The sequence below is a fragment of the Ruegeria sp. E5 genome (assembly GCF_056534105.1).
The window spans coordinates 716,922-742,203 of sequence record NZ_JBQFPA010000001.1; the positions used below are offsets into that span (position 1 = coordinate 716,922).

General features: G+C 58.3%; 24 protein-coding genes. 10 read left to right on the forward strand and 14 right to left on the reverse strand.

All coding sequences use genetic code 11. From position 1 onward, the window contains the following. Positions 1–76: 76 nt before the first annotated feature. From ACR0BI_RS03640 to ACR0BI_RS03660, 5 genes are all read right to left on the reverse strand, one after another. Entirely contained in the window at positions 77–1,162 is a 1,086-nt protein-coding gene (locus tag ACR0BI_RS03640) for an ABC transporter ATP-binding protein (protein WP_480561416.1), read from the reverse strand. A gap of 80 nt (positions 1,163–1,242) precedes the next feature. Further along, positions 1,243–2,289: a methyltransferase domain-containing protein gene (locus ACR0BI_RS03645; protein WP_480561415.1), complete on the reverse strand. Its 1,047-nt coding sequence runs from the start codon at positions 2,287–2,289 to the stop codon at positions 1,243–1,245. A 96-nt stretch (positions 2,290–2,385) separates the two neighbouring features. Beyond that, on the reverse strand, positions 2,386–3,498 hold the full coding sequence (locus tag ACR0BI_RS03650) for a hypothetical protein (protein WP_480561414.1): 1,113 nt from the start codon (positions 3,496–3,498) through the stop codon (positions 2,386–2,388). A gap of 2 nt (positions 3,499–3,500) precedes the next feature. Then, positions 3,501–4,280, reverse strand: a complete 780-nt coding sequence (locus ACR0BI_RS03655; RefSeq protein WP_480561413.1) for an SDR family oxidoreductase — start codon at positions 4,278–4,280, stop codon at positions 3,501–3,503. A 72-nt stretch (positions 4,281–4,352) separates the two neighbouring features. Further along, positions 4,353–4,715: a SnoaL-like domain-containing protein gene (locus ACR0BI_RS03660; protein ID WP_170396787.1), complete on the reverse strand. Its 363-nt coding sequence runs from the start codon at positions 4,713–4,715 to the stop codon at positions 4,353–4,355. 109 nt (positions 4,716–4,824) lie between these two features. Between ACR0BI_RS03660 and ACR0BI_RS03665 the strand changes: the two genes are divergently transcribed. The 3 genes from ACR0BI_RS03665 (at position 4,825) to ACR0BI_RS03675 (ending at position 8,912) form a co-directional block, all read left to right on the forward strand. Further along, positions 4,825–6,429 (forward strand): peptide chain release factor 3, encoded by a 1,605-nt coding sequence (locus tag ACR0BI_RS03665; protein WP_170636194.1) that lies wholly within the window; start codon positions 4,825–4,827, stop codon positions 6,427–6,429. 23 nt (positions 6,430–6,452) lie between these two features. Then, complete coding sequence (locus ACR0BI_RS03670) at positions 6,453–7,376, forward strand: glycosyltransferase family 2 protein (RefSeq protein WP_480438602.1); 924 nt, start codon at positions 6,453–6,455, stop codon at positions 7,374–7,376. A 183-nt stretch (positions 7,377–7,559) separates the two neighbouring features. Then, positions 7,560–8,912, forward strand: a complete 1,353-nt coding sequence (locus ACR0BI_RS03675) for a DEAD/DEAH box helicase (protein ID WP_170396782.1) — start codon at positions 7,560–7,562, stop codon at positions 8,910–8,912. Here the strand turns inward: ACR0BI_RS03675 and ACR0BI_RS03680 are convergent. From ACR0BI_RS03680 to ACR0BI_RS03690, 3 genes are read right to left on the reverse strand one after another with little or no spacing between them, the layout of a single operon-like run. Beyond that, positions 8,909–9,811 carry a DMT family transporter gene (locus ACR0BI_RS03680; RefSeq protein WP_170636195.1) on the reverse strand — a complete coding sequence of 301 codons (903 nt, stop codon included), beginning with the start codon at positions 9,809–9,811 and terminating at the stop codon, positions 8,909–8,911. The two genes, ACR0BI_RS03675 and ACR0BI_RS03680, sit on opposite strands and share 4 nt — an antisense overlap. Before the next feature lie 21 nt (positions 9,812–9,832). Continuing rightward, a complete protein-coding gene (locus tag ACR0BI_RS03685) occupies positions 9,833–10,735 on the reverse strand; it encodes a fatty acid desaturase (protein WP_170567086.1) in 903 nt (300 codons plus the stop codon). Next, the gene (locus tag ACR0BI_RS03690; RefSeq protein ID WP_039535902.1) at positions 10,728–10,931 is read right to left on the reverse strand and encodes a DUF2061 domain-containing protein; all 204 of its coding nucleotides are present in this window, start codon (positions 10,929–10,931) and stop codon (positions 10,728–10,730) included. The genes ACR0BI_RS03685 and ACR0BI_RS03690 overlap by 8 nt, the downstream gene beginning before the upstream one ends. A gap of 108 nt (positions 10,932–11,039) precedes the next feature. Here ACR0BI_RS03690 and ACR0BI_RS03695 point away from each other — a divergent pair, with 108 nt between their 5' ends. Further along, positions 11,040–11,906: a helix-turn-helix domain-containing protein gene (locus ACR0BI_RS03695; RefSeq protein ID WP_480561412.1), complete on the forward strand. Its 867-nt coding sequence runs from the start codon at positions 11,040–11,042 to the stop codon at positions 11,904–11,906. Between the two features lie 76 nt (positions 11,907–11,982). Continuing rightward, entirely contained in the window at positions 11,983–12,165 is a 183-nt protein-coding gene (locus ACR0BI_RS03700) for a hypothetical protein (protein WP_170396771.1), read from the forward strand. A 1-nt stretch (position 12,166) separates the two neighbouring features. Here ACR0BI_RS03700 and ACR0BI_RS03705 read toward each other — a convergent pair whose 3' ends face one another. From ACR0BI_RS03705 to bcoG, 3 genes are all read right to left on the reverse strand, one after another. Continuing rightward, positions 12,167–12,928, reverse strand: a complete 762-nt coding sequence (locus ACR0BI_RS03705; RefSeq protein WP_170396769.1) for an SDR family oxidoreductase — start codon at positions 12,926–12,928, stop codon at positions 12,167–12,169. Beyond that, positions 12,925–14,406 (reverse strand): carnitine 3-dehydrogenase, encoded by a 1,482-nt coding sequence (locus tag ACR0BI_RS03710; protein WP_480561411.1) that lies wholly within the window; start codon positions 14,404–14,406, stop codon positions 12,925–12,927. The genes ACR0BI_RS03705 and ACR0BI_RS03710 overlap by 4 nt, the downstream gene beginning before the upstream one ends. A gap of 63 nt (positions 14,407–14,469) precedes the next feature. Next, on the reverse strand, positions 14,470–15,387 hold the full coding sequence (gene bcoG / locus ACR0BI_RS03715; protein WP_170422013.1) for a 3-dehydrocarnitine:acetyl-CoA trimethylamine transferase BcoG: 918 nt from the start codon (positions 15,385–15,387) through the stop codon (positions 14,470–14,472). A gap of 132 nt (positions 15,388–15,519) precedes the next feature. Here bcoG and ACR0BI_RS03720 point away from each other — a divergent pair, with 132 nt between their 5' ends. Next, positions 15,520–16,506 carry a GlxA family transcriptional regulator gene (locus ACR0BI_RS03720; RefSeq protein WP_170396763.1) on the forward strand — a complete coding sequence of 329 codons (987 nt, stop codon included), beginning with the start codon at positions 15,520–15,522 and terminating at the stop codon, positions 16,504–16,506. Between the two features lie 75 nt (positions 16,507–16,581). Here ACR0BI_RS03720 and ACR0BI_RS03725 read toward each other — a convergent pair whose 3' ends face one another. The 3 genes from ACR0BI_RS03725 to ACR0BI_RS03735 are packed head-to-tail and all read right to left on the reverse strand — an operon-like array spanning position 16,582 to position 19,589. Then, positions 16,582–17,628 carry an aldo/keto reductase gene (locus ACR0BI_RS03725; RefSeq protein ID WP_480561410.1) on the reverse strand — a complete coding sequence of 349 codons (1,047 nt, stop codon included), beginning with the start codon at positions 17,626–17,628 and terminating at the stop codon, positions 16,582–16,584. Between the two features lie 31 nt (positions 17,629–17,659). Then, complete coding sequence (locus ACR0BI_RS03730) at positions 17,660–18,118, reverse strand: DNA polymerase III subunit chi (protein ID WP_480561409.1); 459 nt, start codon at positions 18,116–18,118, stop codon at positions 17,660–17,662. 4 nt (positions 18,119–18,122) lie between these two features. Then, on the reverse strand, positions 18,123–19,589 hold the full coding sequence (locus ACR0BI_RS03735) for a leucyl aminopeptidase (RefSeq protein ID WP_480561408.1): 1,467 nt from the start codon (positions 19,587–19,589) through the stop codon (positions 18,123–18,125). 219 nt (positions 19,590–19,808) lie between these two features. On the opposite strand from ACR0BI_RS03735, the gene lptG reads away from it, so the two are divergent. From lptG to pdxA, 4 genes are read left to right on the forward strand one after another with little or no spacing between them, the layout of a single operon-like run. Further along, the gene (gene lptG / locus ACR0BI_RS03740; protein ID WP_480561838.1) at positions 19,809–20,909 is read left to right on the forward strand and encodes an LPS export ABC transporter permease LptG; all 1,101 of its coding nucleotides are present in this window, start codon (positions 19,809–19,811) and stop codon (positions 20,907–20,909) included. Beyond that, entirely contained in the window at positions 20,909–23,074 is a 2,166-nt protein-coding gene (locus ACR0BI_RS03745) for an LPS-assembly protein LptD (protein WP_480561407.1), read from the forward strand. The genes lptG and ACR0BI_RS03745 overlap by 1 nt, the downstream gene beginning before the upstream one ends. Beyond that, positions 23,065–24,318 carry a peptidylprolyl isomerase gene (locus ACR0BI_RS03750; protein WP_170406236.1) on the forward strand — a complete coding sequence of 418 codons (1,254 nt, stop codon included), beginning with the start codon at positions 23,065–23,067 and terminating at the stop codon, positions 24,316–24,318. The genes ACR0BI_RS03745 and ACR0BI_RS03750 overlap by 10 nt, the downstream gene beginning before the upstream one ends. Further along, positions 24,315–25,280: a 4-hydroxythreonine-4-phosphate dehydrogenase PdxA gene (gene pdxA, locus ACR0BI_RS03755; protein ID WP_480561406.1), complete on the forward strand. Its 966-nt coding sequence runs from the start codon at positions 24,315–24,317 to the stop codon at positions 25,278–25,280. The genes ACR0BI_RS03750 and pdxA overlap by 4 nt, the downstream gene beginning before the upstream one ends. Positions 25,281–25,282: the final 2 nt, after the last annotated feature.

Here is a 25,282-nt window from a genome sequence, read left to right on the forward strand (position 1 = left end):
GCGCTGCGACAAGCAATGCACATGCGCAATCTGAGGCTTTCACGCACCACTTGGATGAAAATGCAGGATTTGAGCGTCAGGCCGGGAACACAAAACACCGGTCGCGGCGAATGGTCAGCCACATGACACGGCCCTCTTTGGGCACAAAGACGTTCGGGACCGTCGCCTTCAGGATCGAGCCATCATAGTCCATGCGAAACTCGACAAGGCTTTCATTTCCCAAAAACCGAGCACGCTCAACCACGCCTCGGGCGGCAATGCCGTCTGTCGGCGTCGGCGCAGGCCCTTTGCCATTGCGGTCGAAGTCCAGCTTGACGTGCTGGGGTCGAAACACGATTTCAACATCGGTCGCGTCCGGCACACCGGGCGCAAGAAAACGGCCAAACGGAGTATGCGCCAACGCACCATTAACTTGAGCCTTCAACACATTGATATCACTAAAAAACGAAACTGCTGCCTTGTCTGCAGGCCGGGTATAGACATTGTATGGCGCCCCCTGCTGCACAATCTTGCCGCGCCGCATCAGCGCGATTTCATCAGCCATTCGCATCGCCTCGTCCGGCTCATGCGTGACCAACAGAACAGCAGCGTCCTCTTCTTTGAGGACTGCGAGCGTTTCGTCCCGAATGCCGTCGCGCAGACGGTTATCGAGGCCCGAGAACGGCTCATCCATCAGCATGATCCGCGGGCGTGGGGCCAACGCACGCGCCAGAGCAACCCGCTGCTGCTCACCCCCAGATAACTGATGCGGAAATCCATCGATGAACCGCATCAGATCGACCTTGGTCAGCAGTTCCTCGACCCGCGCGCGTTTCTGCTCTTTGCTGTCTTTCAGGCCGAACGCGACGTTATCCGCTACGCTGAGATGTGGAAACAGCGCAAAATCCTGAAACATCAGCCCAATCTCGCGCCGTTCGGGCGGTACGCGGAATACCGTGTCACAGATCAGCTTACCATCGACGTAAATCTCGCCCGAGGTCTGCATTTCGACCCCCGCGATCATCCGCAAGGTGGTCGACTTTCCGCAGCCCGAAGGCCCCAGCAGGCAAGTCACCTGCCCCGCGTGCACGGTCAACGATACATCATCCACGACCGTCCGCCCGCCAAAGCGCGCAATCAGATTGCGGATTTCCAATCGAGGAGGAGTTGTCGTCACTGTCACCGATGGACTCCATTGCCTTTCCCGATCAAATCCATCGGGCTTAGGCGGGGATAACAACCCCGCCCATTAGGCGCAAGGGATCAGCAGCACCCGGTCGAGGCAGCTTCGCCCTGTACAACAAACGGGCTATCCCCGCCGCAGCCTTCGAATATCCCGTAATGGGTCGAAAAATCGCCGATGAACTCAAAATGCCGTGCAAAACGGGTGTCTTGCAACATCATCCATGTGTTGCCACAGACCGGGAATACTTTGCCGGCCTCGATCGTATGGTGGTCATCCAGTACAAATTCATGCGGCGCATGCGGCACTGTGCCCTTGTAGATCACAGCCTGACCGTAATCCTCGCACGCAGGCTCCAACTCCGGCAGCTTGAAAAGACGGTAGGTGGCCGAGATAAAGCTCAGCGGTGCGACCCGTTCTTCAAGAATTGGGTTTTCGATGGTCAAAGGCCGATGCGTCACCCGACGGGGATCGCCAAATCCGGCAGCACGCGACATCGACAGAAAATCGTTCCAATAGAGCGCACCCGACAGGCATTCGCCATACAGGATCTCATCCTCGGCCATCGCCTTGGGCACCCGGCGGTCGGCATAGACGTCCGAGAAATACATCTCGCCACCCTCTTTCAGCAGCCGATGCGCACCGCGCAGCACAGCAGCCTTGTCGGTCGCCAGATTGATCACGCAGTTTGAGACGATGATATCGAACGATCCCAGTTCGAGGTCCAGCTCATCCAGCTTTTCGATATAGCCGTGGTGAAACTCGACATTGCTGGCCGAATGTCCGAATGCCATCGCGTGATAGTCCTGATGCGCACGCGCCACGTCGAGCTGCTCAGGCGTCATGTCAACGCCGACGACACGGCCCTTTTCACCGACCATCGCGGATAAAGCATACACATCGCGCCCCGCACCACAGCCCAGATCCAGGATACGCATTCCCACCAGATCCAACGGAGCAATCAGCCCGCATCCATAGTAACGTGTCAGCACATCATCATGAATTTGCGACAGAATTTTCTTGAAGTGATCCGGCATATCATCCGGAGTACAGCAGGCATTTGTTTGCAAATCCGCGCTGCCTTGCAACACCTCACCATAGTAGTTCTGCACAGCCTCGCGCTTCATCGGGGCAATCCTTTTGTCACTGGTCTTTTGCAGCTAGTGCAGCAATCCACACCACGCAATCCACCAGCGCCCGATCTGACGAAACCGTGACAGGGCTCAGGCGAGCAGGTCGAAATCCACGCCCGCGTGCACGCGGCCGTTCACTTGAATCTCCAACCGATGCGGCCCAGGAACCAACTTGAACGTTGTTGCATTGCCCTTCAGCTTGTGCCGCTTGCTAAGTGTCAACTGTCCACCTGTAAGCGCGGCCTGTTTCAACTTGTGAACCTTGGGTGAGATCTTTCCGCCAGGCCGTTGGAAATGAACGATATAGTCGACCAAGACTGGCTGATCTTCTGCGCCACTCAGGCGGGTTTCAAACTCCAGCGCTTCACCAATTCGGGCCGGACCATTTATCTGAATCTCTACCGCAATATCTGCATCGGGATCGTATCCAAGCACTTTCATCGCCTTGGGATGCCCAGATTTCACAAGGCCTCGTAATGCATGAGATGTCATCCAGTTCAGTTCGTCCTTGTCCTGCCGCCCTGTCTCGCCCCAGCTACGCAGACGTTCCAGCACCAGATCGGGGTCTTTCTTGGTGATATCATTCAGATGATTGGCGACCGAGCGCGTCACATAGCGCGTCCGATCCCCGTGCAACCGGTCCAATAACGGCAATGGGTCTGACATTGCCAAGCCAACGGCCTGCCCCCACGGTAAACGCGGCCGCGTGCCCTCGCTGACCAGACGACGCACGTGATAGCTGGGATGCGTGCACCAAGCCTGCATCCGCGCCATGACCAGTTCGGAGTGGTGATTGAGGAACGGGCGGATCGCCCATTCCATCGAAAATCTCTGGGTCAGCTCTTCGAATACATCCAGCGCCAAAGCAGGATGATCCAGGCCGATTGCACAAACCCAATCACCCAAGGGCGCAAAGATAAAGTCTCCGAAGTCGTCATCACTTTTGGCAGGGTCCAGCGGAGGCGGCAGCGCCCGCAGAATGACCGGTGCCACTGCCGGCAAATCGCCGGGCACCGATTCTTGCAGACACTCTGCAATCCACGCCATACGCTCTTTCAGTTCAAGCTCGGGCAAACGCGACATCACTTTCGCCGCGAATGCTTCTTCTTTGAAATCGGAATCAGCCTTGGCGAACAAGCCCGCAAGAAAGCTTACCTTTTCCGCGTTGAACAACTGATCTTTCAGAGAAAAGTTCTGTGCCATACCTACATCGTCAGATTGGTGCCACCACCGTCCAGCAAAATGTTCTGCCCGACAATGAACCCGGCGTGTTGCGAGCATAGAAACGCGCAGGTCGCCCCAAACTCTTCCCTCGTGCCATAGCGTCTCGCTGGGATGGTTGCAGCGCGTTCAGCCCGTGCCACGGCCATCGAAATACCTTTCTGCTCTGACACCCCGCCATCCAGCGCGTTCGCGCGGTCGGTGGCGTGGATACCTGGCAGCAGATTATTAATCGTCACGCCATGTGGCGCCACCTGGCGCGATGTGCCCGCAACATAGCCGGTTAATCCAGTTCGCGCCGCATTTGACAGGCCCAGCACCGCAATCGGCGCGCGTACCGACTGCGAGGTGATATTCACCACGCGACCCCAGCCCTTATCCATCATGCCCGGCAGCAGAGCCTTCATGAAAGCTATGGGTGTCAGCATATTGGCATCCAGCGCTTTGATGAAATCATCACGCTCCCAGTCTGACCACATGCCGGGCGGAGGGCCACCCGCGTTTGTGACAAGGATATCAGCACCCTGCGCGGCACTTATCACCTCGGCCTGACCCTCTGGTGTGGTAACATCACAAGCCAATGTCTGCACGGCAATGCCATATGATGATCGCAAACGCGTGGCTTCGGCCTCCAACGTTTCGGCTCGGCGCGCGTTCATCACAAGATCGACGCCGGCTTCGGCCAACGCCTCGGCACAGCCCAATCCCAAGCCTTTGCTGCTGGCACAAACCAGCGCGCGTTTTCCGCGAATTCCCAAGTCCATTCTGACCCTCCCTATCTTCGGCACACATCTAACATCGGCCCGGCAAAGAAGGCCAGAATGGGATCTTGCGGATTAATAAAAGAACTCTTCACGCACGATCTTGCCATCGGCGACGTGATAAACACCGACCTCACGCATATCAAAGCTTTCACCGGTTTCTTTCACCTTGCCCTGCACTTCAAAGATCACGGCAAAGCGGTCGTCACCATGCGGGTACGGGCCACTGACGGACGCGCCCGATACTTCATGAGCGCCTTCCCACCATTCGTGCTTGCCACGAATGGCTTCTAATCCGTGCGTCTCGCGCCCCATGCCCGCAAAATCCTGTCCCTCAACAGAAACAGCATCCGAGGCATAAAGCTTCTCGAGGTTCTCCTTGGCCCGGTTCTCGCGGCATCCAGCAACCAGTTCGTCTGCGATTTCTTTCAAATTCATTGGTCCACTCCATATTTTGTTCACTATATGTTCTTATTGCCACAGCCACATGATTCGAACCACCCCCTTTGTCTTGCCTCAGTTGGATTCCCCGCCTATACGCGCGCTTATGCTTGATACTTCGAACCAACCCACCCTGCCGCCCGAGATCGCTCGTCGCCGGACATTCGCTATCATCTCGCACCCGGATGCGGGCAAGACGACGCTGACGGAAAAGTTTCTGCTGTACGGCGGCGCGATCCAGATGGCTGGACAGGTACGGGCCAAGGGTGAGGCACGGCGGACGCGGTCGGACTTCATGCAGATGGAGAAAGATCGCGGTATCTCGGTCTCAGCCTCGGCCATGTCATTCGACTACGGGAACTTCCGGTTCAATCTTGTGGACACACCCGGCCACTCGGATTTCTCCGAAGACACCTATCGCACCCTGACAGCCGTAGACGCCGCCGTCATGGTCATTGACGGTGCGAAAGGTGTGGAAAGCCAGACGCAGAAACTGTTCGAGGTCTGCCGCCTGCGCGATCTGCCGATCCTGACCTTCTGTAACAAGATGGACCGCGAAAGCCGGGATACGTTCGAGATCGTCGACGAAATTCAGGAAATGCTGGCGATCGACGTCACGCCAGCCGCGTGGCCTATCGGCGTGGGTCGCGATTTCATCGGCTGCTACGATATGCTGCGCGACCGGCTTGAGCTGATGGACCGCGCCGACCGCAACAAGGTGGCCGAAAGCATCCAAATCAATGGTCTGGATGACCCTAAGCTGGCCGAGCATGTGCCCGCTGAATTGCTCGACAAGCTGCTGGAAGAGGTTGAGATGGCACGCGAATTGTTGCCCAAGCTCGACCCTCAGGCGGTGCTTGAGGGGCACATGACCCCGATCTGGTTTGGTTCGGCCATCAACTCGTTTGGCGTCAAGGAACTGATGGAGGGTATCGGCGCCTATGGTCCGCAGCCGCAGGTTCAGTCCGCTGAGCCCCGTCAGATCGCGCCCGATGAAAAGAAGGTCGCCGGTTTCGTGTTCAAGGTGCAGGCCAATATGGACCCCAAACACCGCGACCGGGTGGCCTTTGTCCGAATGGCCTCGGGCCATTTCAAACGTGGCATGAAGCTAACGCATGTGCGATCGAAGAAACCGATGGCAATATCAAACCCCGTGCTGTTCCTCGCCTCTGACCGGGAACTGGCCGAGGAAGCCTGGGCCGGAGACATCATCGGCATTCCCAACCACGGTCAGTTGCGCATCGGCGACACGCTGACCGAAGGTGAGGCGATCCGGGTAACCGGCATCCCCTCCTTCGCACCGGAATTGCTGCAAACGGTGCGCGCGGGTGACCCATTGAAGGCCAAGCATCTGGAAAAGGCCCTGATGCAGTTCGCCGAGGAAGGTGCCGCGAAGGTATTCAAACCTTCGATTGGGTCGGGCTTCATCGTCGGAGTCGTCGGTGCGCTGCAATTCGAGGTGCTCGCCAGCCGGATTGAGATGGAATACGGCCTGCCTGTGCGGTTTGAGGCGTCTCAGTTCACCTCGGCCCGTTGGGTCAGTGGCAACAAGGTTGAGATCGACAAATTTGTTAACGCCAACAAGCAGCATATCGCCCATGATCACGATGGAGATATCGTCTATCTGACGCGGCTGCAGTGGGACATCGACCGGGTCGTCCGCGATTATCCCGAGCTGAGCCTGACCGCGACGAAGGAAATGATGACCTGACGGATTCTACAGGCAATCCAGAAGTGACCACATGGGGGATTGTGTCCACGATCCGCGCCCCGCGTGAGGATATTTTGCGCTTTGCCGCCCACCACCTCGATATCGGCGCGGACCGGATTCACATCTTTCTGGACGAGCCGGTCCAGGGGGACATCTCAGCCCTGCGCGAGCATCCCCGGATCCGGGTGCGTACCTGCGATGCGGCGTTCTGGAAGCGTCGCAGGCGTGAGAGGCCGGACAAACATCAGGTTCGACAATCCTCGAACGCGAATTTGATCTACAACAGGACTGATCTGGACTGGGTCGCACATATCGATGTCGATGAGTTTCTGTGGCCGATGTCCCCGATCCCCGACCTGCTGCGCGACATCCCCGATGACATCCCCGCCGTCCGCGTCCGCCCGATTGAGGCGCTGGCGGGTGGCCAGGACCTCTACAAAGCGTTCATTCCCGAAGGTCAGAATCGACAAGCGCTGGTCGAAGCGCTCTATCCCAATTTCGGCACTTACGTTCTGGCCGGTTTCATGAGCCACATTCAGGGCAAACTGTTCGTACGCGGCGGTTTGAAAAAACTGAGCGACCGCATCCACAACCTCTATCAGCACGGTGAGTTTCTGCCAGTCAGAACCGAGCTTCCTCAGATCGATCTGTGTCATCGCCACGCCCCGGATTGGGAGCATTGGCTGGCGCATTATCGTTTCCGCCTCGAACGCGGCTCTTACCAGGCCAGCCCGGATCGCCCGCGAAAGATCGGTGCGCTAGACAGGTACGAATTGATCACCCTTCTGGAAACCGAATACGGGCTCGATGGCCTGCGGGAATTTTACGATGAAATCAGCGCTGCTGACCCGGAAGTGCTGGAACGGCTTGAGGATAACGACATGATCCGTCACCGGCCGCTTGATCTGGACCAAAAAGTCGCGAAACACTTTCCCGGAACCATCTGAATTGTTGCGGAAATCCTTGTTACCGGCAGATTTGCCACGGATTAAACCGACTTCATTTGACCCTGCCCCACGTTTTTGTTATGCCCGCGCCACAGCCGAAACGCGCATGGGGCGCATGGCCATCCGGGCCCGGCATTTTCAGACGCGCGGGCCAGGTCTAGTGTCCGCTTGAACCGGACATACATGACAAAGTTTAACGAACTGAACCTGAACCCGAAGGTCCTCAAAGCAATTGAGGAAGCCGGATACGAAACTCCGACCCCGATCCAGGAAGGCGCAATTCCAGCCGCGCTGGAAGGGCGCGATGTTCTGGGGATCGCCCAAACCGGCACCGGCAAAACTGCCAGCTTCACTCTGCCGATGATCACATTGCTGGCCCGTGGGCGCGCCCGCGCACGCATGCCACGCTCGCTGGTCTTGTGCCCGACGCGGGAACTGGCAGCGCAGGTGGCCGAGAATTTCGACACCTACGCCAAGCACCTCAAGCTGACCAAAGCACTGTTGATCGGTGGCGTTTCCTTCAAGGAACAGGATGCTCTGATTGACCGCGGTGTTGACGTGCTGATTGCCACTCCGGGCCGTCTGCTGGATCATTTCGAACGCGGGAAGCTGCTTCTGACAGGCGTTCAGATCATGGTGGTGGACGAAGCTGACCGGATGCTCGACATGGGCTTCATTCCTGATATCGAGCGCATCTTCTCGCTGACGCCATTCACCCGCCAGACGCTGTTCTTCTCGGCCACCATGGCGCCCGAGATCGAACGGATCACCGATACTTTCCTGTCGGCCCCCACCCGGGTCGAAGTTGCGCGTCAGGCCACCGCTTCGGAAACTATCGAACAAGGCGTGGTGATGTTCAAAGGTGGTCGCCGGGATCGTGAGGCCAGCCAGAAACGCAAGACCCTGCGCGCATTGATCGATGCCGAGGGCGACAAATGCACCAACGCGATCATCTTCTGCAACCGCAAGACCGATGTAGATATCTGCGCCAAGTCGCTGAAGAAATACGGCTATAATGCCGCCGCGATCCATGGCGATCTGGATCAGTCGCAGCGGATGAAAACACTGGACGGATTCCGCGATGGATCACTGCGGCTGCTGGTGGCTTCGGACGTTGCTGCGCGGGGTCTGGATATCCCCTCGGTCAGCCACGTGTTCAACTTCGATGTTCCCGGCCATGCCGAGGATTATGTCCACCGCATCGGTCGTACCGGTCGCGCCGGGCGCGAAGGCAAGGCAATCACGATCTGCTCGGGCCGCGATGAAAAGGCGCTGGCCGCGATCGAGAGCCTGATCCAAAAGGACATTCCGCGCATCGACAATCCGGTCAAGGCCGATGAGCCCAAGCCCGAGGCGCCAAAGCCAGAGAAGAAGGCCAAAGCGTCGGACAACAAAAAGAGCGAGAGCCGCAAAGAGCGCGAGCCCAAAACCCGTGGTCGTGGGCGTCGCGACGATGGCGGGCCAGCAGTTGTAGGCATGGGGGATCACCTGCCCAGCTTTATCGCTCTCAGCTTTGATGAGCGTCGCGCAGGCTAGATTGTCAGCACAAGCGCCAGTATCGACAAGCCAAGCAACGTCATTCCGGCGATCTCGCGCCGGGTGATGGTTTCACGGAAAAACAGCAGCGATGCGAACAGGCTGAGGATCAGTTCGATCTGACCCAAGGCCTTTACATAGGCTGCGTTCTGCAACGTGAAGGCAAAGAACCAGCAAAACGAACCACAGAGGCTGGTCAGGCCGACAAAAACCCCGGTCCGGCGAGTCTCCCACACGGCGCGCAGCTCGGCCCTGTCTCGCCAAAGCAGCCACAGCCACATGCTGAGAAACTGAAACGTTACCACGACGGCCAGTGTCACAAGTGCCCGGAACCACGCATCGATGTCGCCCAATTGCAAAGAGGCGCCGCGATAGCTGACCGAGGAGAATGCGAATAACACGCCTGACCCCAGTCCAAGACGCGAGGCTTTGTTTGTCAGATGTTGCCACCAAGCGCCGCTGCCTCCGGGCGTTTTTGACAATAACAGGACAGCCAGCAACCCAAGCAGAATTGCCCCCAGCGCCCCGGTAGAGACCTGATCGCCGAGGACAAGGAACCCCACAATAGCGGTTTGAATCACCTCAGTTTTCTTGAACGTAATCCCTACCGCAAAGTTGCGCTGCTTGAACAATGCCACAACGCAGATCGTGGCCAATATCTGTGTGGTCCCGCCGATGACAGCAAATATCCAGAACTTCGCCGACAGCGCTGGCAGTTCGTACCCCGTCGCGCCCAAAGCAATGAAAAGCCCCAGCAAGGCCAATGGCATGGAATAGGCGAATCGTGCAAATGTCGCCCCGGCAGCCGAAAGCTTCACGCTGCTCAGGGATTTCTGCAGCATGAACCGCACCGTCTGGAACGATGCGGCCGCGATGGTGACGGGAATCCATAAACTCATGGCTTCCCTTCTGTCGTTAAATCAAGGCTTTGGCCAGAGCGGATGCGCCACCGGATCTTTGGCGCGCCAGAAATACTCTCGGAATATCTGCCCGTACGAACGGTAGACATAAGCCTCGTTACAGGCCAGGTACCTTTCCTTGCCCGTGCGGTAGAGTGCCGGCAATCGGTACCAAGGTGCTGATGGGTTCATATGATGAACGACGTGCAAGTTATTGTTCAAAAACAGAAATGCAAGGATGCCACGGTCTTCTACGATCACTGTGCGCGCGCGCGATTTCTCATGCGCGCGGTGTTCCAGGAATGTGCGGATCTTGACCAAACCCAACCCGATATATGCTGAAAGGGCGAAGGCCCAGATCGGCATTTGCGAAAGCGCGACGATCCAAAGAGTCGCGACAACGCCGGGCATATGCAGCGCCCATGCCAACAAAATCGCCCGATCTCCGCGAAGTGCACCACGCAGTTCATCCCGCAAGAACGCAACCTGCCCGATCGCAGGCCCCAGAACCATCCGCCCCAGCAGAGTGTTGTTCACTTGATACATCCGCCTCTGCCAACCGGACAGAGACGCCCAGACCTGTGGGTCAAGATAGTTGGTCTCAGGGTCATCGTAGGGATCGGTTAGGTTCGCGTCACAGTGATGCGCCAGATGCAGGTCCCGAAACCGATTGTAGGGAATGAACAAAGTCAGCGGCATCGCCATCAGCGCCTCATTCAGCCACTTCTGGCGAAAGGGATGCCCGTGCAAAGCCTCATGGGTCAGCGAGGAATGCAGCGCAGCCACCAGCCCCATGAACGGGATCGCAACCCAAAGCGATATGCCTGCCAACCAGAAAATCGCACCAAGCCAAGCGGAATAACACGCGATAATCAGGGCAAATGTCGCCCATTCGGGAGATTTGGGTGTGACCGGCTCAGCCATTGCGGCCCCACGAAATTCCGGCCCAGATACGCTCGTAAATCACATACATGGTCAAACCAATGGCCGTATTGACCAGTGCAACCATCCCTCCAAGTGCTGCTGAACCCGTGGCGATCAAACCAACCAGCGTCATCATCGCCAGCCCCATCGCATTCCAAACCAGCGCCTTCACGACCGACCTGCGTCGCGTTTCCATTCCAGACCCCATTCTTATTTTTGTAACACCAGCGTTACAGACAGAGCCAAGGGTCGTGAATTCTGAATATGATTAACAATTCTCACCAAAGGTGATATTAATCACCACATGATTGACAAAATCGACAAACGGGATCGTGCCCTGCATTTTCGCCAGCGCTTGGCCCGAGCAATGCAGGATCGAGATGTCAGCCAAAGCGCCCTGGCACGCAGCATCGGGGTTGACCGATCAACCGTTTCGCAATTGCTGACCGGGGCGGGGGCACGCCTTCCGAATGCTCATGTCGTCGGCAGCTGCGCCTCGGCGCTTGGGGTTTCCGCCGATTGGCTGCTTGGGCTTTCCAACCGACCCGAAAGCGCGGCAGAACTATTGGCCAGTTCCCTCACCCTAACCGAGGCCGCCCGGGCATTGGTTGATGAGCGCATTTTTGAATGGCATCAAGAGGCCGCCGGCTACAAGATACGCTACGTTCCGGCTACCCTGCCCGACATGCTCAAGACCCGCGCCGTGCTTGAATGGGAATACGCTCCGCATCTCGGCCGTACTGCAGATCAAGCCATTGGCGCCTCGGCAGACCGGCTGGCATGGATGCGCAGCGCCCAGTCCGATTATGAGATTGCCATGCCGTTGTACGAGCTTCACAGCTTTGCCTATGCCACCGGTTACTACGAGGGACTACCGCTTCAGGTCCGGTTGGATCAGATCGATCACCTGCTGTCGGTGTGCGAGCAGCTTTATCCACGTCTGCGCATCTATCTATTTGATGCAAAACGTCTTTACTCTGCCCCCGTCACGATATTCGGCCCACTTCTTTGCGTGTTCTATGCCGGAAGCCACTACATGGCTTTCCGAGACCGCGACCGGATTGAGGTCTTTACGCTCCATTTCGACCGGCTGGTTCGAGAGGCGGATATGACCGCGCGTGATTTCCCGGACCATCTGCAGCAATTGCGGGCAGAAATCTCTCAGACATGACCTGGGCTGAAAGCTGTAGTATAGTCACTTGGCGCGAAACTACAGACATTCCGATCTGAGATGGAGGATGACGGGAATGGACGCACTCAAAACCGCTGAATACGCACGTGCCCTTTATACGGCCCATGGCGATCGGGCCGAAGCCGAAGCTGCGCAGAAAATGCGCGAATGCGAAGCCGCCGGAAATCAGCAGGAGGCGCAGGACTGGCAAGCTGTCCGCAGCGCCATCCGCCAGATTCGGGGGCCAAATCAGGGCTGATTCACAGTTTCGGGTCAGGATTGACCGTATGGCCATCCACCGCGATTACCTGACCCGACACCAGCCTCGCTGCATCTGAAGCCAGGAATACAGCCATGTTCGCAATGTCCTGCGCCTCTACAAAGCGGCCCATGGACGTGCCCGAGGCATAGCCGTCGTAAACCTGATCCCGGGTCATGCCCTTGGCATCGGCCTCGCGCTGCAACACGCCCTCCATTCGTGGACCTTCGACCGAACCCGGGCAGATCACATTGCAGCGGATTCCGTGCGGCCCAAGTTCCATCGCCAGCGTTTTGCCTAATCCCACCATGCCCCACTTGGCCGCCGCGTACGGCGCGCGGTTGGGGTATCCGTACTGGCCTGCAGTCGATGAAGTGATCAAGATCGCGCCGCTGCGTTGCTGTTTCATCAGAGGTGCAGCGTATTTAGAGCACAAAAATGACCCCTCTAGATTGATGGAAAGGCATGACCTCCAATCCGTCAGGGAAACGTCCTCAACCGCTGCGGTGGGGCCCGCTATCCCCGCATTCGCACAGAGCACATCAAGCCCGTCCCATTCGGTCTCAAGGTCGGTAAACGCAGCCGCGACAGCATCCTCATCCGACACATCAAGCTGGCTTTGCTTCCAATGCGCCGGGCAATCCGCCAACGCATCCGCATCAACATCCGCAACCCAGACCTGAGCCCCGGCAGCATCAAACGCTTCAGCCATGGCCCTGCCGACGCCAGAGGCGCCTGCGGTAATCAAGACCCGGCTGCTCATGCGGGCTTGCGGATCGCCGCGCCCGCGCCTTCGGGATAAGGCAACACGGCCTGCGCCTCGGCAACCCGTGCCATCGCGGCCTCGATCTCGGGTGAAGGTGGGCTGGGGCGTCGGGTCTCAAGGCTGACATGCAGAAGAAAGCTTTCGCCTGTGGCCAGCAGCGTTTCACCCTCGTACATGCTGTGGAAGACATGCAGCTTCTTGCCCTGCCCTAACAGCATCTGCGTACGGCATTCGATCCGCGACCCCGCATGGGTCTCCTGCATGTAACGGATGTGATTTTCGGCAGTGAAATAGCTGCCGCCTGTCGCGATATACTCCATATCGCAGCCAATGATTTCCATGAAACGATCCGTGGCTGCTGCAAAGGCCTCCAGATATTTAGCTTCATTCATGTGGCCATTGTAGTCGGTCCAATCCAGCGGAACGGCGCGCGACAGCGTGAGGATCGGCTGGCTCAGATCCGCCTCGTCCAGCGTCGGCAGCGCTCCTGGCTTCAAGGCCGCATCATGCTGGTTCAATACCGCCCCTGCACCATAGTTCTGGGCCTTCAGCGCCCGCATCATACCAACGAGGTTATTGTCCCGGATACGCTCCAACTCGCGGATCGAGTGCTTGCCAGACTGCGCATCCGACTGATCCGCGATCAAGTCGACCAACTCATCGGTGAACTCAGGCACGTCCATGAGCTTAGTCCAGGGCCATTTCAGCGCCGGGCCGAACTGAGCCATGAAATGCCGCATCCCGGCCTCTCCACCGGCCACGCGATAGGTTTCGAACAGTCCCATCTGGGCCCAACGGATGCCAAAACCCATGCGGATGGATTCATCGATCTCTTCGGTCGTTGCGATGCCGTCTTTCACCAGCCAAAGCGCCTCGCGCCACACCGCCTCGAGGAACCGGTCAGCAATATGCGCGTCGATTTCCTTCTTGATGTGCAGCGGGAAGAACCCCACCGAGGTCAAAAGATCTTTGGCCTGCGCGATCAAGTCAGGTGAATTCTTGTCGGTCGGAACCAGTTCGATCAGTGGTAACAGGTAGACCGGGTTGAACGGGTGGGTCACCACGATCTGCTCGGGTCGCAACGCGCCTTCCTGTAACTCTGAGGGCTTGAACCCGCTGGTCGAGGACCCGATGATTGCATCTGGATCACAAACCCCCTGCAAGCTCTTGTAAACCTTCAGCTTGAGATCGAGCCTTTCCGGTACGCTCTCCTGAATCCAGATCGCGCCCTGAACTGCCTCACCGAGATCGTCATGAAAGCTCAGGGTCCCTTCGGGCGGCAGAGGTACATCGCTCAACCCCGGCAAAGAACGGCGCGCGTTATCTAACACCTCACCGATCTTCCTCTCGGCTTCAGGGTCGGGATCGTATACCCGAACATCCCATCCGTTCAGCAGGAACCGGGCAGCCCACCCGCCACCAATCACACCGCCTCCGATGATTGCTGCTGTTTTTGCTTGCTGTTCTTTGCCCACGATCCGCCTCTTCATCTGGCCAAAAATATCTCGGGGGTTTGGGGGCTGGCCCCCAATCCGCGACTACTTCGCAACCGGAGCCCGCTTAGTAAGCCCCAACTTTTCACGTACTTCCTGCGGCCCGATCACCCGCGCGCCCATGTTTTCGATGATGCTGCCTGCACGCTCGACCAACTGCCAGTTTTCGGCCAGAACACCCTTTTCCAGCCACAGGTTGTCCTCCAGCCCGACGCGCACATTGCCGCCCGCCAGAACCGAGGCCGCGACATACGCCATCTCATTGCGCCCCAGCGAAAACGCGCTGAACGTCCAGTCATCCGGCACATTGTTCACCATCGCCATAAAGGTGTTGAGATCATCCGGAGCCCCCCACGGCACCCCCATACATAGCTGGACCAGAGCGTTCGGTTCCAGAACACCCTCTTTCACCAGCTGCTTGGCGAACCACAGATGGCCGGTGTCGAAGGCCTCGATCTCGGGCTTCACACCCAGATCGGTCATCATCTGCCCCATCGCCCGCAAGGCGCCGGGCGTATTGGTCATCACATAGTCGGCCTCGGCAAAGTTCATCGTGCCACAATCCAGAGTACAGATTTCAGGCAAGCACTCCGCTACATGTGCAACACGTTCAGTGGCACCAACCAGATCGGTTCCGGCCTCTGCCAAAGGCAGCGGATTTTCGATCCCGCCGAACACCATGTCTCCGCCCATGCCCGCCGTCAGGTTCAGAACCGCGTCTACTTCGGCATCGCGAATGCGGTCCGTGACTTCACGGTACAGCGCCAGATCGCGTGAAGGCGCACCGGTCTCGGGGTCGCGCACATGGCAGTGCACCACGGCCGCACCGGCTTTCGCTGCAGCAATTGCACTATCGGCAATCTGCTTCGGCGAACGCGGCACATGTGGGCTGCGATCCTGTGTCCCGCCCGAGCCGGTGACGGCACAGGTGATAAAGACTTCGCGGTTCATTTCCAAAGGCATGGCGTTATCCCCAGCTTATACCCGGTTTTACCGTGGGTTTTCCCCAGGCTTCTCCCCGGATTCCGATTTGCGTCAACGCCAACTCTGACGCAGCCTTGAGGGAACCACTTAGCAAAATGCGAATCAGACTTGATGAAATCCGCAAAAAACATACTGCAGCCCGAACATCGCGCCCTGAAAACGGCGGTGCTGGTGCTGGACGAATGCAACACACTCAGCTTCGCGGCCGCCGTCGATCCGATGCGTGCTGCCAACCGACTAGCGGATCGGCCCGCTTTTGATTGGGACTACGTCACGGCAACCGCAGAACCCGCGTTGCTGACCAGCGCCCTGAATGTGCAGGGCATTCCCCTGGCCCGGTTGCAGGGCTGCGATCTGTTGATCGTAGTTGCCGGATTCCAATTGGCCCGTCATGCGACGCCCAGCCTGCTCGCCGGGCTCCGCAGGATCGCGGCCACCGGTGCAACAATCGCCGGGATAGATGGCGGCCCCTGGTTACTGGCTGAGGCTGGATTGCTCGACGGTCACGCGGCGACGACCCATTGGGAGGATTTGGAGAACTTCGCTGCGCGCTTTCCCAATGTCGATGTGCGCCCTGACCGATTTACCGTCTCCGATACACGCCTAACCTCTGGCGGCGCCGTCCCGGCGATCGATATGATGCTCCATATTATTGCTGCACGTCATGGCGCGGGCTTTGCCGCCCGCGTGTCCGGGCTATTCCTCTATGAAGGTGCGTCTCAGCCCTCAAAACCACAAAGCCGCACCGGTGCGCCGCACCGTCACACCGCGCTCACAGCCAAAGCCAACTCATTGATGGAATCCTCACTGGACGACCCGCTGTCCCTTGCGCACATCGCCGATAGGCTCGGCACTAGTACACGCACCCTGCAGCAGCAGTTCCGCCTGCGCCTGAATACAACTCCACAGGATCACTACCTGCAACTCAGACTGGCCGAGGCCCGCCGTCTGGTTACCGATACCGACCTGCCGCTGATGGACGTGGCGCTGGCCACCGGCTTCGCCTCGCAATCCAGCTTCGCCCGCGCGTTCCGAACCGCCCACGGCCTCACGGCTCGCGACCTCAGGCAAGACCGTACGCAACCCACCCATCACTGACACGATCCAGCTTCATCTGGCCTAAAATACCTCGGGGGAGTCGCCAAAGGCGACGGGGGCAGAGCCCCCATCCCTTCAATATGGCATCGGAAACGCCCGATGCGCCGCACTGATCTCGGCCATCACTTCGGACGACAGCTTCAAATCCTTACCCGCCAGAATATGTTCTAGCTGCGCCACAGTCGTCGCGCCGAAAATGGTCGATCCCATAAACGGCCGGCTGCAACACCACGCCAAGGACATGTGCACGGGGTCCAACCCGTGTCGCTGCGCGATTTCTAGATAAGCAGCCACGGCATCATACACGCGATCCGTTTTGCGTCCGCCCATATTCGGCACTAGCGCCATGCGCGACCCTTCTGGAATAGCCCCGCCTTGATACTTCCCGGTCAGGAAACCCGCAGCCAAAGGCGAAAAGGACAGCAACCCGACATCTTCCAGAAGACACAATTCAGCCAGGTCGGTATCGAATAACCGGCAGAGCAAAGAATACTCGTTCTGGATCGACGCGACCCGAGGTCCACTAACCTCATCCGACGCCCGCAACCACTGAGCGGTACCCCAAGCGCTTTCATTCGACAGACCAAAGGCACGGATATTGCCCTTGTCCACCTGCGCCTGCAGAGCGATCAGGCTTTCGCGCATCTCGTCCATAATCTCGTCACGGTTGTGACCCAAGGGCGCATAGTCCCAGTTCTGTCGGAACATGTAGCTGCCACGATTTGGCCAGTGGAACTGATAGAGATCTATGCAATCAGTCTGTAGACGACGCAGTGAACCCTCTATCGCCTCAGGTATGGTCTCTTTCGAGATTGGGGCGCCATTGCGCGCATGCACGAACCCTTCACCGGAGTGTTTCGTGGCCAGCACATAGTCCCCTCGACGCGAAGGATTGGCGGCATTCCAATTGCCAATTATTTCCTCGGTCCGCCCGACCGTCTCTGCCGAGATCGGGTTCACCGGATACATCTCAGCCGCGTCGACAAAGTTGATCCCACCCGCAAGCGCCATGTCCATCTGGCGGTGCGCCTCAGTTTCCGAGGTCTGAGTACCAAAGGTCATTGTCCCAAGACATAAATCCGACACCATGATCCCGGTGCGGCCCAAAGGCTTCATATCCATTTGAAATCTCCTAAAATATATTTGTGGCCGATCAAGCCTCGGCCTTTTTCTCCCATCGTCCGGATTCCTCGGACCAATACTGTGCCGAACACCCCGCCCCGGTCAGAGCCTTCCACTGCCCGCGCGCATGTTGAACCGCCTCCGGATCATTCCCGTCGAACAGAATGCAGACACGCTCCATGGTCGAAACTTCCTCCGCCTCAACCGTTGCCCCATCGACAGCCATTACACAGGTCGCGCCATTTGCTGCCCCTTGGCCGGTCGTCAGCAGAACGGGCTGTGACGCGTCGTGCGGGCCACCTTCGCGGCCATGCGGCAGGAACCCGTCCTCAGGTCCCAGCCACAACTTCTCATCCAGCCAGTCCATCCGCGCAGGGTCGACACCCCGCACGGCAATCCGCCATCCGGCCTGCCGTGCCTTGTCGAGCAGCACAGGCAATGTGTGCTCCAACGGCTGACGGGTCAGGTGGTAGAAATAGACGGAACCCATGCGCTTACTCGAAATTGTCCTGCACGAACCGGCTTAGCGCGCGGACGCCCCAGCCCGTGGCCCCTTTCGGCGCATAAGAGGTCTCGGAAGAGACAGAGGCCACACCTGCGATATCCAAGTGAATCCACGGCGTCTCTTCCTTGACGAAACGCTGCAGGAACTGCGCTGCGGTGATCGAACCTGCCGGCCGCCCGCCCACGTTCTTCATATCCGCAATGCGCGATTTAAGTTGTTTGTCGTAGCCTTCCCCCAAGGGCAGCCGCCATGCGCCCTCGTCCTCGGCCTTTGCCGACTTCAGGAAGGCGTCGCAGAAGGTGTCATTGTTTGAAAACACACCGGCATTCTCATGCCCAAGACCAATGATGACCGCGCCCGTCAGAGTTGCCAGATCGATCATGCCCACCGGCTGGAACCGATCCTGCGCGTACCACATGACGTCACACAGAACCAAACGACCCTCGGCATCGGTGTTGATGATCTCGACAGTGTCGCCTTTCATCGAAGTGACCACATCGCCCGGACGGGTCGCATTGCCCGAGGGCATGTTTTCGACCAACCCGACCAGCCCCACGACATTGGCTTTGGCGTTGCGCTTGGCCAACGCTCGCATGGTTCCGGCAACAACACCCGCGCCGCCCATGTCCATGGTCATGTCTTCCATGCCTCCGGCCGGCTTAAGCGAGATACCGCCGGTATCGAACACGACGCCCTTGCCGACCAAGGCCAGCGGCGCGTCATCCTTGTCGCCGCGGTCCCATTGCATCACCACAACTTTCGAGGGGCTGACCGAGCCCTGCCCGACGCTCAGCAGCGTACGCATGCCCAGTTCGGCCAGCTTGTCCTCTTCCAGAACCTCGACCTTCAAGCCCAGCGATTCCATCTCGACCAACCTGTCCGCGAACTCAGTTGTCGTCAGCACATTCGCGGGTTCATTTGTCAGGTCTCGTGTCATGCGCACACCGTCTGCGACGGCATAGAGCGGCGCAAAGTCAGCTTCGGCCTCCTCCGGCTTTGAGTGACCGATGGTGATCTCACCCGCCGGGTCTGAGTCCTTGGATTTGTGGACATCGAAATCGTAGGCCCGCAGTACCATGCCCAAGGCTACCTCTTCGATACGCGCGTGATTGGCGGCCATGACCAGCACGGGTTTGCCCGCTGCAGCTTTCGCCAGATTGGCCCCGGCCTTGCGTGCCTCGTCAGAGTCGGGGCGACGCGGCAACACCAGAATATCCAGCGCCTCGGCCACCATTCCGGCAGGCCAGGCCAGCGAAATAACATTACCCGATTTGACCTTGCTGAACCGCTCGCTTTCGACCAGCCGCGCAACCGCGCCTTTGGTCAGGCGATTGGCTCGACGCGCGGCGGGGCTCATCTTGCCATCGGCGGGAATGAGTATGGCCACGCGCCCTTCGGTTTGCGCTATCGCATCAAGGTCAAAGGGGGTGAATCGGACGGGCACAAGACTGCTCATATCATTCTCCTAAAAAATGCGTTGCCCAAGACCTAGCCCGCGCAGCCACCGTTGACCAGATAGCAGTTTTCCCCGCCGGGCAATTGCATTATGGTCGCGCGAAAATAACGGCAGGCTCGGGGGAGAGAACGTGACACCAATCGGCAGTTACAGGCCGTCGCGCATGATTCCATGCCCGATTGTGATTCTTGGATGCCGGGGTTTGACGGGGATGCCCAAGTGATCCTCGACCGCTATTTTGCCCGCCGCTTTATTCAAAGCTTTCTTGTAATCGGCGGTATTTTTCTGACCTTGATGATCCTGATCGATCTGATCGAACAGGTGCGGCGGTTCGATGGTGTTGACCTATCCTTTGGCCAGTTGCTGCAACTGACGTTGCTGAACGCACCGGCCGCGATCAGCGAGATGTTGCCCCTGCTGATGATCCTGGCCACCATCGCGCTGTTTGTCGGCCTCGCCCGCAGCTCCGAACTGGTGGTGACCCGCGCAATCGGGAGATCCGGTATCCGAGCCCTGCTGGCGCCCGTGTTGCTTGCGCTGACCATCGGCGCACTTGCTGTTACTATGCTGAATCCCATCGCGGCCGCGACGTCGGAAGAGTTCCAACGCTTGTCTGATGGTTATCGCAACCAGGGTGGTTCAGCCCTGTCCATCAGCCGCGAGGGGTTGTGGTTGCGCCAGAGCTCAGCCAACGGTCAGTCGGTGATTCACGCAACCGGCACTGTCAATGGCGACCGGTTCGCCCTGCAGAACGTGACCATCACAACGTTCTCATCCGACGGCAAGCCGAACCAGCAAATCTCGGCCCAGCAAGCTGATCTGGAGGATGGATTCTGGACCTTGCATCAGGCCAAAATCTGGCCCATTCAGGACGACCTCAATCCCGAAGCAAATGCCACCAGCCATGAGATCCTGAACCTCCCCACAACGCTGACCAGAGACCGCATTCTGGACACTCTTGGGCAAAAGGATTCGGTTTCGGTCTATGATCTGCCCCAGTTGATTCGTGATCTGGGCGAAGCGGGATTTTCAACCAAGCAATATGAGGTCTGGCTGCAGGTACAACTTGCGCGACCCCTGTTTCTGGTTTCGATGGTTCTGATCGGGGCCGCCTTCACAATGCGCCATGTCCGGTTCGGCGGCACCGGTATCGCCGTGCTGACCGCCGTATTGCTGGGGTTCGGTATCTACTTCATCCGGAATTTCGCCCAAATCCTTGGCGAAAACGGGCAATTACCTATTCTGGTCTCGGCTTGGGCCCCACCCTTTGCGGGCATTCTACTGTCTCTGGGCCTGTTGCTCCATGCGGAGGATGGCTGATGCGCTCCGTCCTATCTTTGTTGCTGTCGAGCGCACTGATCCTCTCGCTGCCAGCAGCAGTTGCCGCTCAGTCCGAACCAGAAGGTGCCGCCAGCGAGGCTGACGCGACTGAACAGAATCAACCCGCGCTACTGGTGGCCGATGAGATATTCATTACCCCGGATCGCAAACTGGTCGCAGAGGGGAATGTCGAGGCCTTCCAAGGCGACGTCAAACTGACAGCGCAAAGCGTCACCTATGATCGCGAAACCGGCGAGCTGACCCTGACCGGCCCAATCCGGATCGATCAAGGCGGGAACAGCACATTGCTGGCCGATTCCGCGCAGTTGGACAGCGGAATACAGAATGGACTTCTGATGGGCGCGCGCATGGTCTTTGACCAGCAAGTGCAGATCGCCTCAGTCCAGGCCACCCGTGCGGCAGGTCGCTATACGCAATTCAGCAAGGTCGCTGCAACCTCATGTCATGTCTGCGCGAATGGCAGACCCCCGATCTGGCAAATTCGCGCCCGGAAAGTGACCCATGACCAGCTTGAACGGCAGCTCTATTTCGAAGGCGCACAGTTCCGAATACTCGATATCCCGGTCTTCTACTTTCCCACGTTGCGCCTACCCGACCCGACACTTGAGCGGGCGACCGGCTTTCTCGTGCCGTCGATCCGCACCACTTCGCAACTGGGCACTGGCGTTCAGGTGCCGTATTTCTTCAAGATCGGAGATCACAAGGACCTGACTCTGACGCCCTATCTGTCGTCCAAGACCCGCACACTTGGGTTTCGTTACCGGCAGGCATTCAAACGCGGGCGCATTCGGCTGCGAGGCTCTTATACACGCGACGACCTGCAGCCCGGTCAAGACCGGGGGTATTTCTTCGCCGATGGCCGGTTCGGTCTTGGAAATGACTACCGGCTGACATTCGATATCAAAACAACTTCGGATGACTCGTATCTGGCAGATTACGGCTTGCCCGATTTTGACCGCCTGCGTAGCGAAATTGCACTTGAGCGGATCAAGCGTGATACGGCATTCAGAACCAGCTTCATCCACTACAAGTCCCTTCGGGATAGCGAAAATCAGGATGAAATCCCATCGCGTGTCTTCGACATCAACTATCGAAAGCGATTCTTCCCCAGCACCTTAGGGGGTGAAGTTGAACTAAGCCTCGATGGTCACACCCACACGCGAACCAGTGACGAAGATATTATTGGTCGCGACGTCGCCAGGGCAACATTCGATGCGGAATGGCTGCGCAACTGGACCTTTGCGACCGGATTACGTGCAGAAGCATTGGTGGGCGCGTCAGTGGATACGTTCAATATCCGCAATGACAGCGAGTTTCCGAACAATGTAACCCGCTCGACCCCGCGTGCAGCTTTTACCCTGCGCTACCCCATGCTGCGCCGCGAGCAGTCCGGTGCAACACAAATCCTTGAGCCAATCGCGCAAATTGGTTGGACGCATGTTTCGAACAATGACGTTCCCAACGATGAAAGTACCTTTCAGGAACTCGATCAGGGCAATCTTTTGTCCCTTTCGCGCTTTCCGGCCCCCGACCGCCGCGAAGACGGTGCAACCGCCGTTGTGGGCCTGAACTGGTCTCGGTACAATGCTGACGGCTGGCGGGCGCTGGCGACAATCGGACAGGTCTTCCGGTCCGATGCGGATCCGGATTTCACGCTCACATCGGGGCTGCAGGGTACCAAGTCCGACATTCTGCTTGCCGGGCAATTGAATAACGGCAAGGGGCTGACATTGGCCGCGCGTGGGCTTTTGAACAGCGATTTCAGTTTTACCAAAGCTGAAATTCGTGCAGGCTGGGCTAATGGAGATACGGCAATCTCCGGCGGGTACATCTGGCTCGAACCTGATCCTGCTGAAGCGAATAATGATGAAATCTCGGAACTACGGGTCGGTGGCCGCTACCGCGTAGACCAAAATTGGCTAACCCTTGCCAGCGCACGCTATGATTTCAGCGAATCCGAACCACTCCGCCTTGGGTTCGGCGTGACTTACGAAAATGAGTGTGTGCAGGTAAATGTGAACGTCAACAGACGCTTTACCTCCACATCAAGTATTGAGCCTTCGACAGAATTCGGCTTTACCGTTGCCCTGACAGGGTATTCCGTCGAAGGCGATGGACAGAAGTTTAAGAGAAGATGCAGTTGATCTCAGGTTTCACAAAATCTCTCCGCTCTGGCTGCCGTAGATCGGTGCTGCCGGTGCTGGCTGCCGCGCTTGTTGCAATGGCCACACCACAGGTCCAGGCTCAAAGCCTGTTCTCGCCTGCAATCCGGGTCAATCAGGACATCGTCACCTGGTATGAACTTCAACAACGTCAGCAGTTTCTCGAACTGCTCGGCGTTCCGGGCAGTTCCGAGCGCGAAGTCCGCGAAGCCCTGATTGAGGATCGTCTGCGCAAACAGGCGATGCGCGATGCCGGCATCGAAGCCGCGCCCGAAGATATCCAGACCGGGATTGATGAATTCGCCTCGCGCGGCAACCTCAGCAGCGAAGAGTTTCTGCAGCTGCTCAACGATGCGGGCGTATCAAAGGAAACCGTCAGGGATTTTGTTGCCGATCAACTGTCCTGGCGCGACTTTGTCAGTACCCGCTTTCTGTCGCAGGCTCGTCCCTCGGAAGATGAGATCAACCGTGCACTGGGTCAGGGTGGCGGCGGCGGCCTGCAGGTTCTGTTGTCCGAGATTATCATTCCGGTAACACCGCAGACCCTGGCGCAGGCTGAAGCCCTGGCCGATGAAATCTCACAACTTCCCGATCAAGACAGCTTTTCTTCGGCTGCTACGCAATACTCTGCCGCTGCCACACGCGAGAATGGCGGGCGACTGGATTGGCTGTCGCTCAACAACCTGCCTCCGGCCCTGCAACCCGTCATTCTGGGCTTGAAAAACGGTGAGATCACCGACCCACTGTCGCTCCCGAACGCCGTTGCTCTGTTCCAGATGCGCGGTATCCGCGAAGTTGCCGCTGGTGCCCCAACCTATTCCGAGATCGACTACGCGATCTACTACCTTCCCGGTGGCCGCAGCGCCGAAACGCTTGCGAAAGCCGAAAAGCTCAAGGAAGAGATCGACACCTGCGATGACCTCTACGGCATCGCCAAAGATCAATCGCCCGACGTGCTGGAACGCCTTACCCAAAGCCCCTCGGCGATTCCACGCGACGTAGCGCTTGAGCTGGCCAAGCTTGATCCAAATGAGGCATCGGCCACGCTGACGCGCAACAACGGGCAGACGCTGATGTTCCTGATGCTGTGCAATCGCACCCGCAACCTGGGCGAAGACACCACCCGTGTGGACGTAGCAAACGCACTGACCCAGCAGCGGTTGCAGGCCCTTGCAAACAGCCTGCTGGAACAGCTGAGGGCCGACGCCGTCATCATCGAACAATGATCGCCCCAATCGCACTAAGCTGCGGTGAGCCCGCCGGGATCGGACCCGAAATCGCAGCCAAAGCTTGGGCAGCCCTGCGCGATACCTGTCCGTTCTTCTACATCGGCGACGCATCACATTTACCCGATGGAACACCCATTACCCGGATCGCCAACCCGTCTGAAGCGACACCGGCCAGCGCCTCGGCTCTGCCGGTGCTGCATTTCGACTTTCCTGCCCCGAACACTCCCGGCCACCCCAATCCAGCAAACGCACTTTCGGTCATCGATTCTATTGAAAAGGGTGTTGAGCTGGTGAGTTCCGGCGCAGCCTCTGCACTTTGTACCGCCCCGATCCACAAAAAGGCGCTGATCGACGGTGCGGGTTTTGCCTTCCCCGGCCATACCGAATTTCTTGCGGCGTTGGCAGGCCGGTCGCGCGTGGTAATGATGCTGGCCAGCGAACAGCTCCGCGTGGTTCCTGCCACCATCCACATCCCGCTCTCCCAGGTCCCAAGCGCACTCACCCCAGAAGTGCTGCAAGAAACCATCGAGATCACCGCCCAAGGCCTGCGCACCCAATTCGGTATCCACCATCCTCGCATCGCCATCGCGGGGCTGAACCCCCACGCTGGCGAAGGCGGGAAAATGGGTACGGAAGAGCTTGACTGGATCGCGCCACTGATCGCAGACCTCGATCCAATCGACTACGCAGTGACGGGCCCGCACCCCGCCGATACCATGTTCCACGCCGCTGCGCGCTCCCGCTATGATGCCGCGATTGCAATGTATCACGACCAGGCCCTGATCCCGATCAAGACACTGGATTTCGACCGCGGTGTGAACGTAACCTTGGGCCTGCCCTTCGTCCGGACCTCGCCGGATCACGGCACCGCTCTGGATATCGCGGGCCAAAGCAGCGCGAACCCCAACAGCCTGATCGAGGCCCTGAAGCTCGCCCAGCGAATGGCGCAGTCCCGCTAATG

What these genes read in the sequence shown, in the direction of transcription:
- ACR0BI_RS03645 (WP_480561415.1), bottom strand. Translation starts at nt 2,289, where the DNA reads ATGAAGCGCGAGGCTGTGCAGAACTACTATGGTGAGGTGTTGCAAGGC.
- ACR0BI_RS03650 (WP_480561414.1), bottom strand. Translation starts at nt 3,498, where the DNA reads ATGGCACAGAACTTTTCTCTGAAAGATCAGTTGTTCAACGCGGAAAAG.
- ACR0BI_RS03655 (WP_480561413.1), bottom strand. Translation starts at nt 4,280, where the DNA reads ATGGACTTGGGAATTCGCGGAAAACGCGCGCTGGTTTGTGCCAGCAGC.
- ACR0BI_RS03660 (WP_170396787.1), bottom strand. Translation starts at nt 4,715, where the DNA reads ATGAATTTGAAAGAAATCGCAGACGAACTGGTTGCTGGATGCCGCGAG.
- ACR0BI_RS03665 (WP_170636194.1), top strand. Translation starts at nt 4,825, where the DNA reads ATGCTTGATACTTCGAACCAACCCACCCTGCCGCCCGAGATCGCTCGT.
- ACR0BI_RS03675 (WP_170396782.1), top strand. Translation starts at nt 7,560, where the DNA reads ATGACAAAGTTTAACGAACTGAACCTGAACCCGAAGGTCCTCAAAGCA.
- ACR0BI_RS03680 (WP_170636195.1), bottom strand. Translation starts at nt 9,811, where the DNA reads ATGAGTTTATGGATTCCCGTCACCATCGCGGCCGCATCGTTCCAGACG.
- ACR0BI_RS03685 (WP_170567086.1), bottom strand. Translation starts at nt 10,735, where the DNA reads ATGGCTGAGCCGGTCACACCCAAATCTCCCGAATGGGCGACATTTGCC.
- ACR0BI_RS03690 (WP_039535902.1), bottom strand. Translation starts at nt 10,931, where the DNA reads ATGGAAACGCGACGCAGGTCGGTCGTGAAGGCGCTGGTTTGGAATGCG.
- ACR0BI_RS03695 (WP_480561412.1), top strand. Translation starts at nt 11,040, where the DNA reads ATGATTGACAAAATCGACAAACGGGATCGTGCCCTGCATTTTCGCCAG.
- ACR0BI_RS03700 (WP_170396771.1), top strand. Translation starts at nt 11,983, where the DNA reads ATGGACGCACTCAAAACCGCTGAATACGCACGTGCCCTTTATACGGCC.
- ACR0BI_RS03705 (WP_170396769.1), bottom strand. Translation starts at nt 12,928, where the DNA reads ATGAGCAGCCGGGTCTTGATTACCGCAGGCGCCTCTGGCGTCGGCAGG.
- bcoG (WP_170422013.1), bottom strand. Translation starts at nt 15,387, where the DNA reads ATGCCTTTGGAAATGAACCGCGAAGTCTTTATCACCTGTGCCGTCACC.
- ACR0BI_RS03720 (WP_170396763.1), top strand. Translation starts at nt 15,520, where the DNA reads ATGAAATCCGCAAAAAACATACTGCAGCCCGAACATCGCGCCCTGAAA.
- ACR0BI_RS03725 (WP_480561410.1), bottom strand. Translation starts at nt 17,628, where the DNA reads ATGGATATGAAGCCTTTGGGCCGCACCGGGATCATGGTGTCGGATTTA.
- ACR0BI_RS03730 (WP_480561409.1), bottom strand. Translation starts at nt 18,118, where the DNA reads ATGGGTTCCGTCTATTTCTACCACCTGACCCGTCAGCCGTTGGAGCAC.
- ACR0BI_RS03735 (WP_480561408.1), bottom strand. Translation starts at nt 19,589, where the DNA reads ATGAGCAGTCTTGTGCCCGTCCGATTCACCCCCTTTGACCTTGATGCG.
- ACR0BI_RS03745 (WP_480561407.1), top strand. Translation starts at nt 20,909, where the DNA reads ATGCGCTCCGTCCTATCTTTGTTGCTGTCGAGCGCACTGATCCTCTCG.
- ACR0BI_RS03750 (WP_170406236.1), top strand. Translation starts at nt 23,065, where the DNA reads ATGCAGTTGATCTCAGGTTTCACAAAATCTCTCCGCTCTGGCTGCCGT.
- pdxA (WP_480561406.1), top strand. Translation starts at nt 24,315, where the DNA reads ATGATCGCCCCAATCGCACTAAGCTGCGGTGAGCCCGCCGGGATCGGA.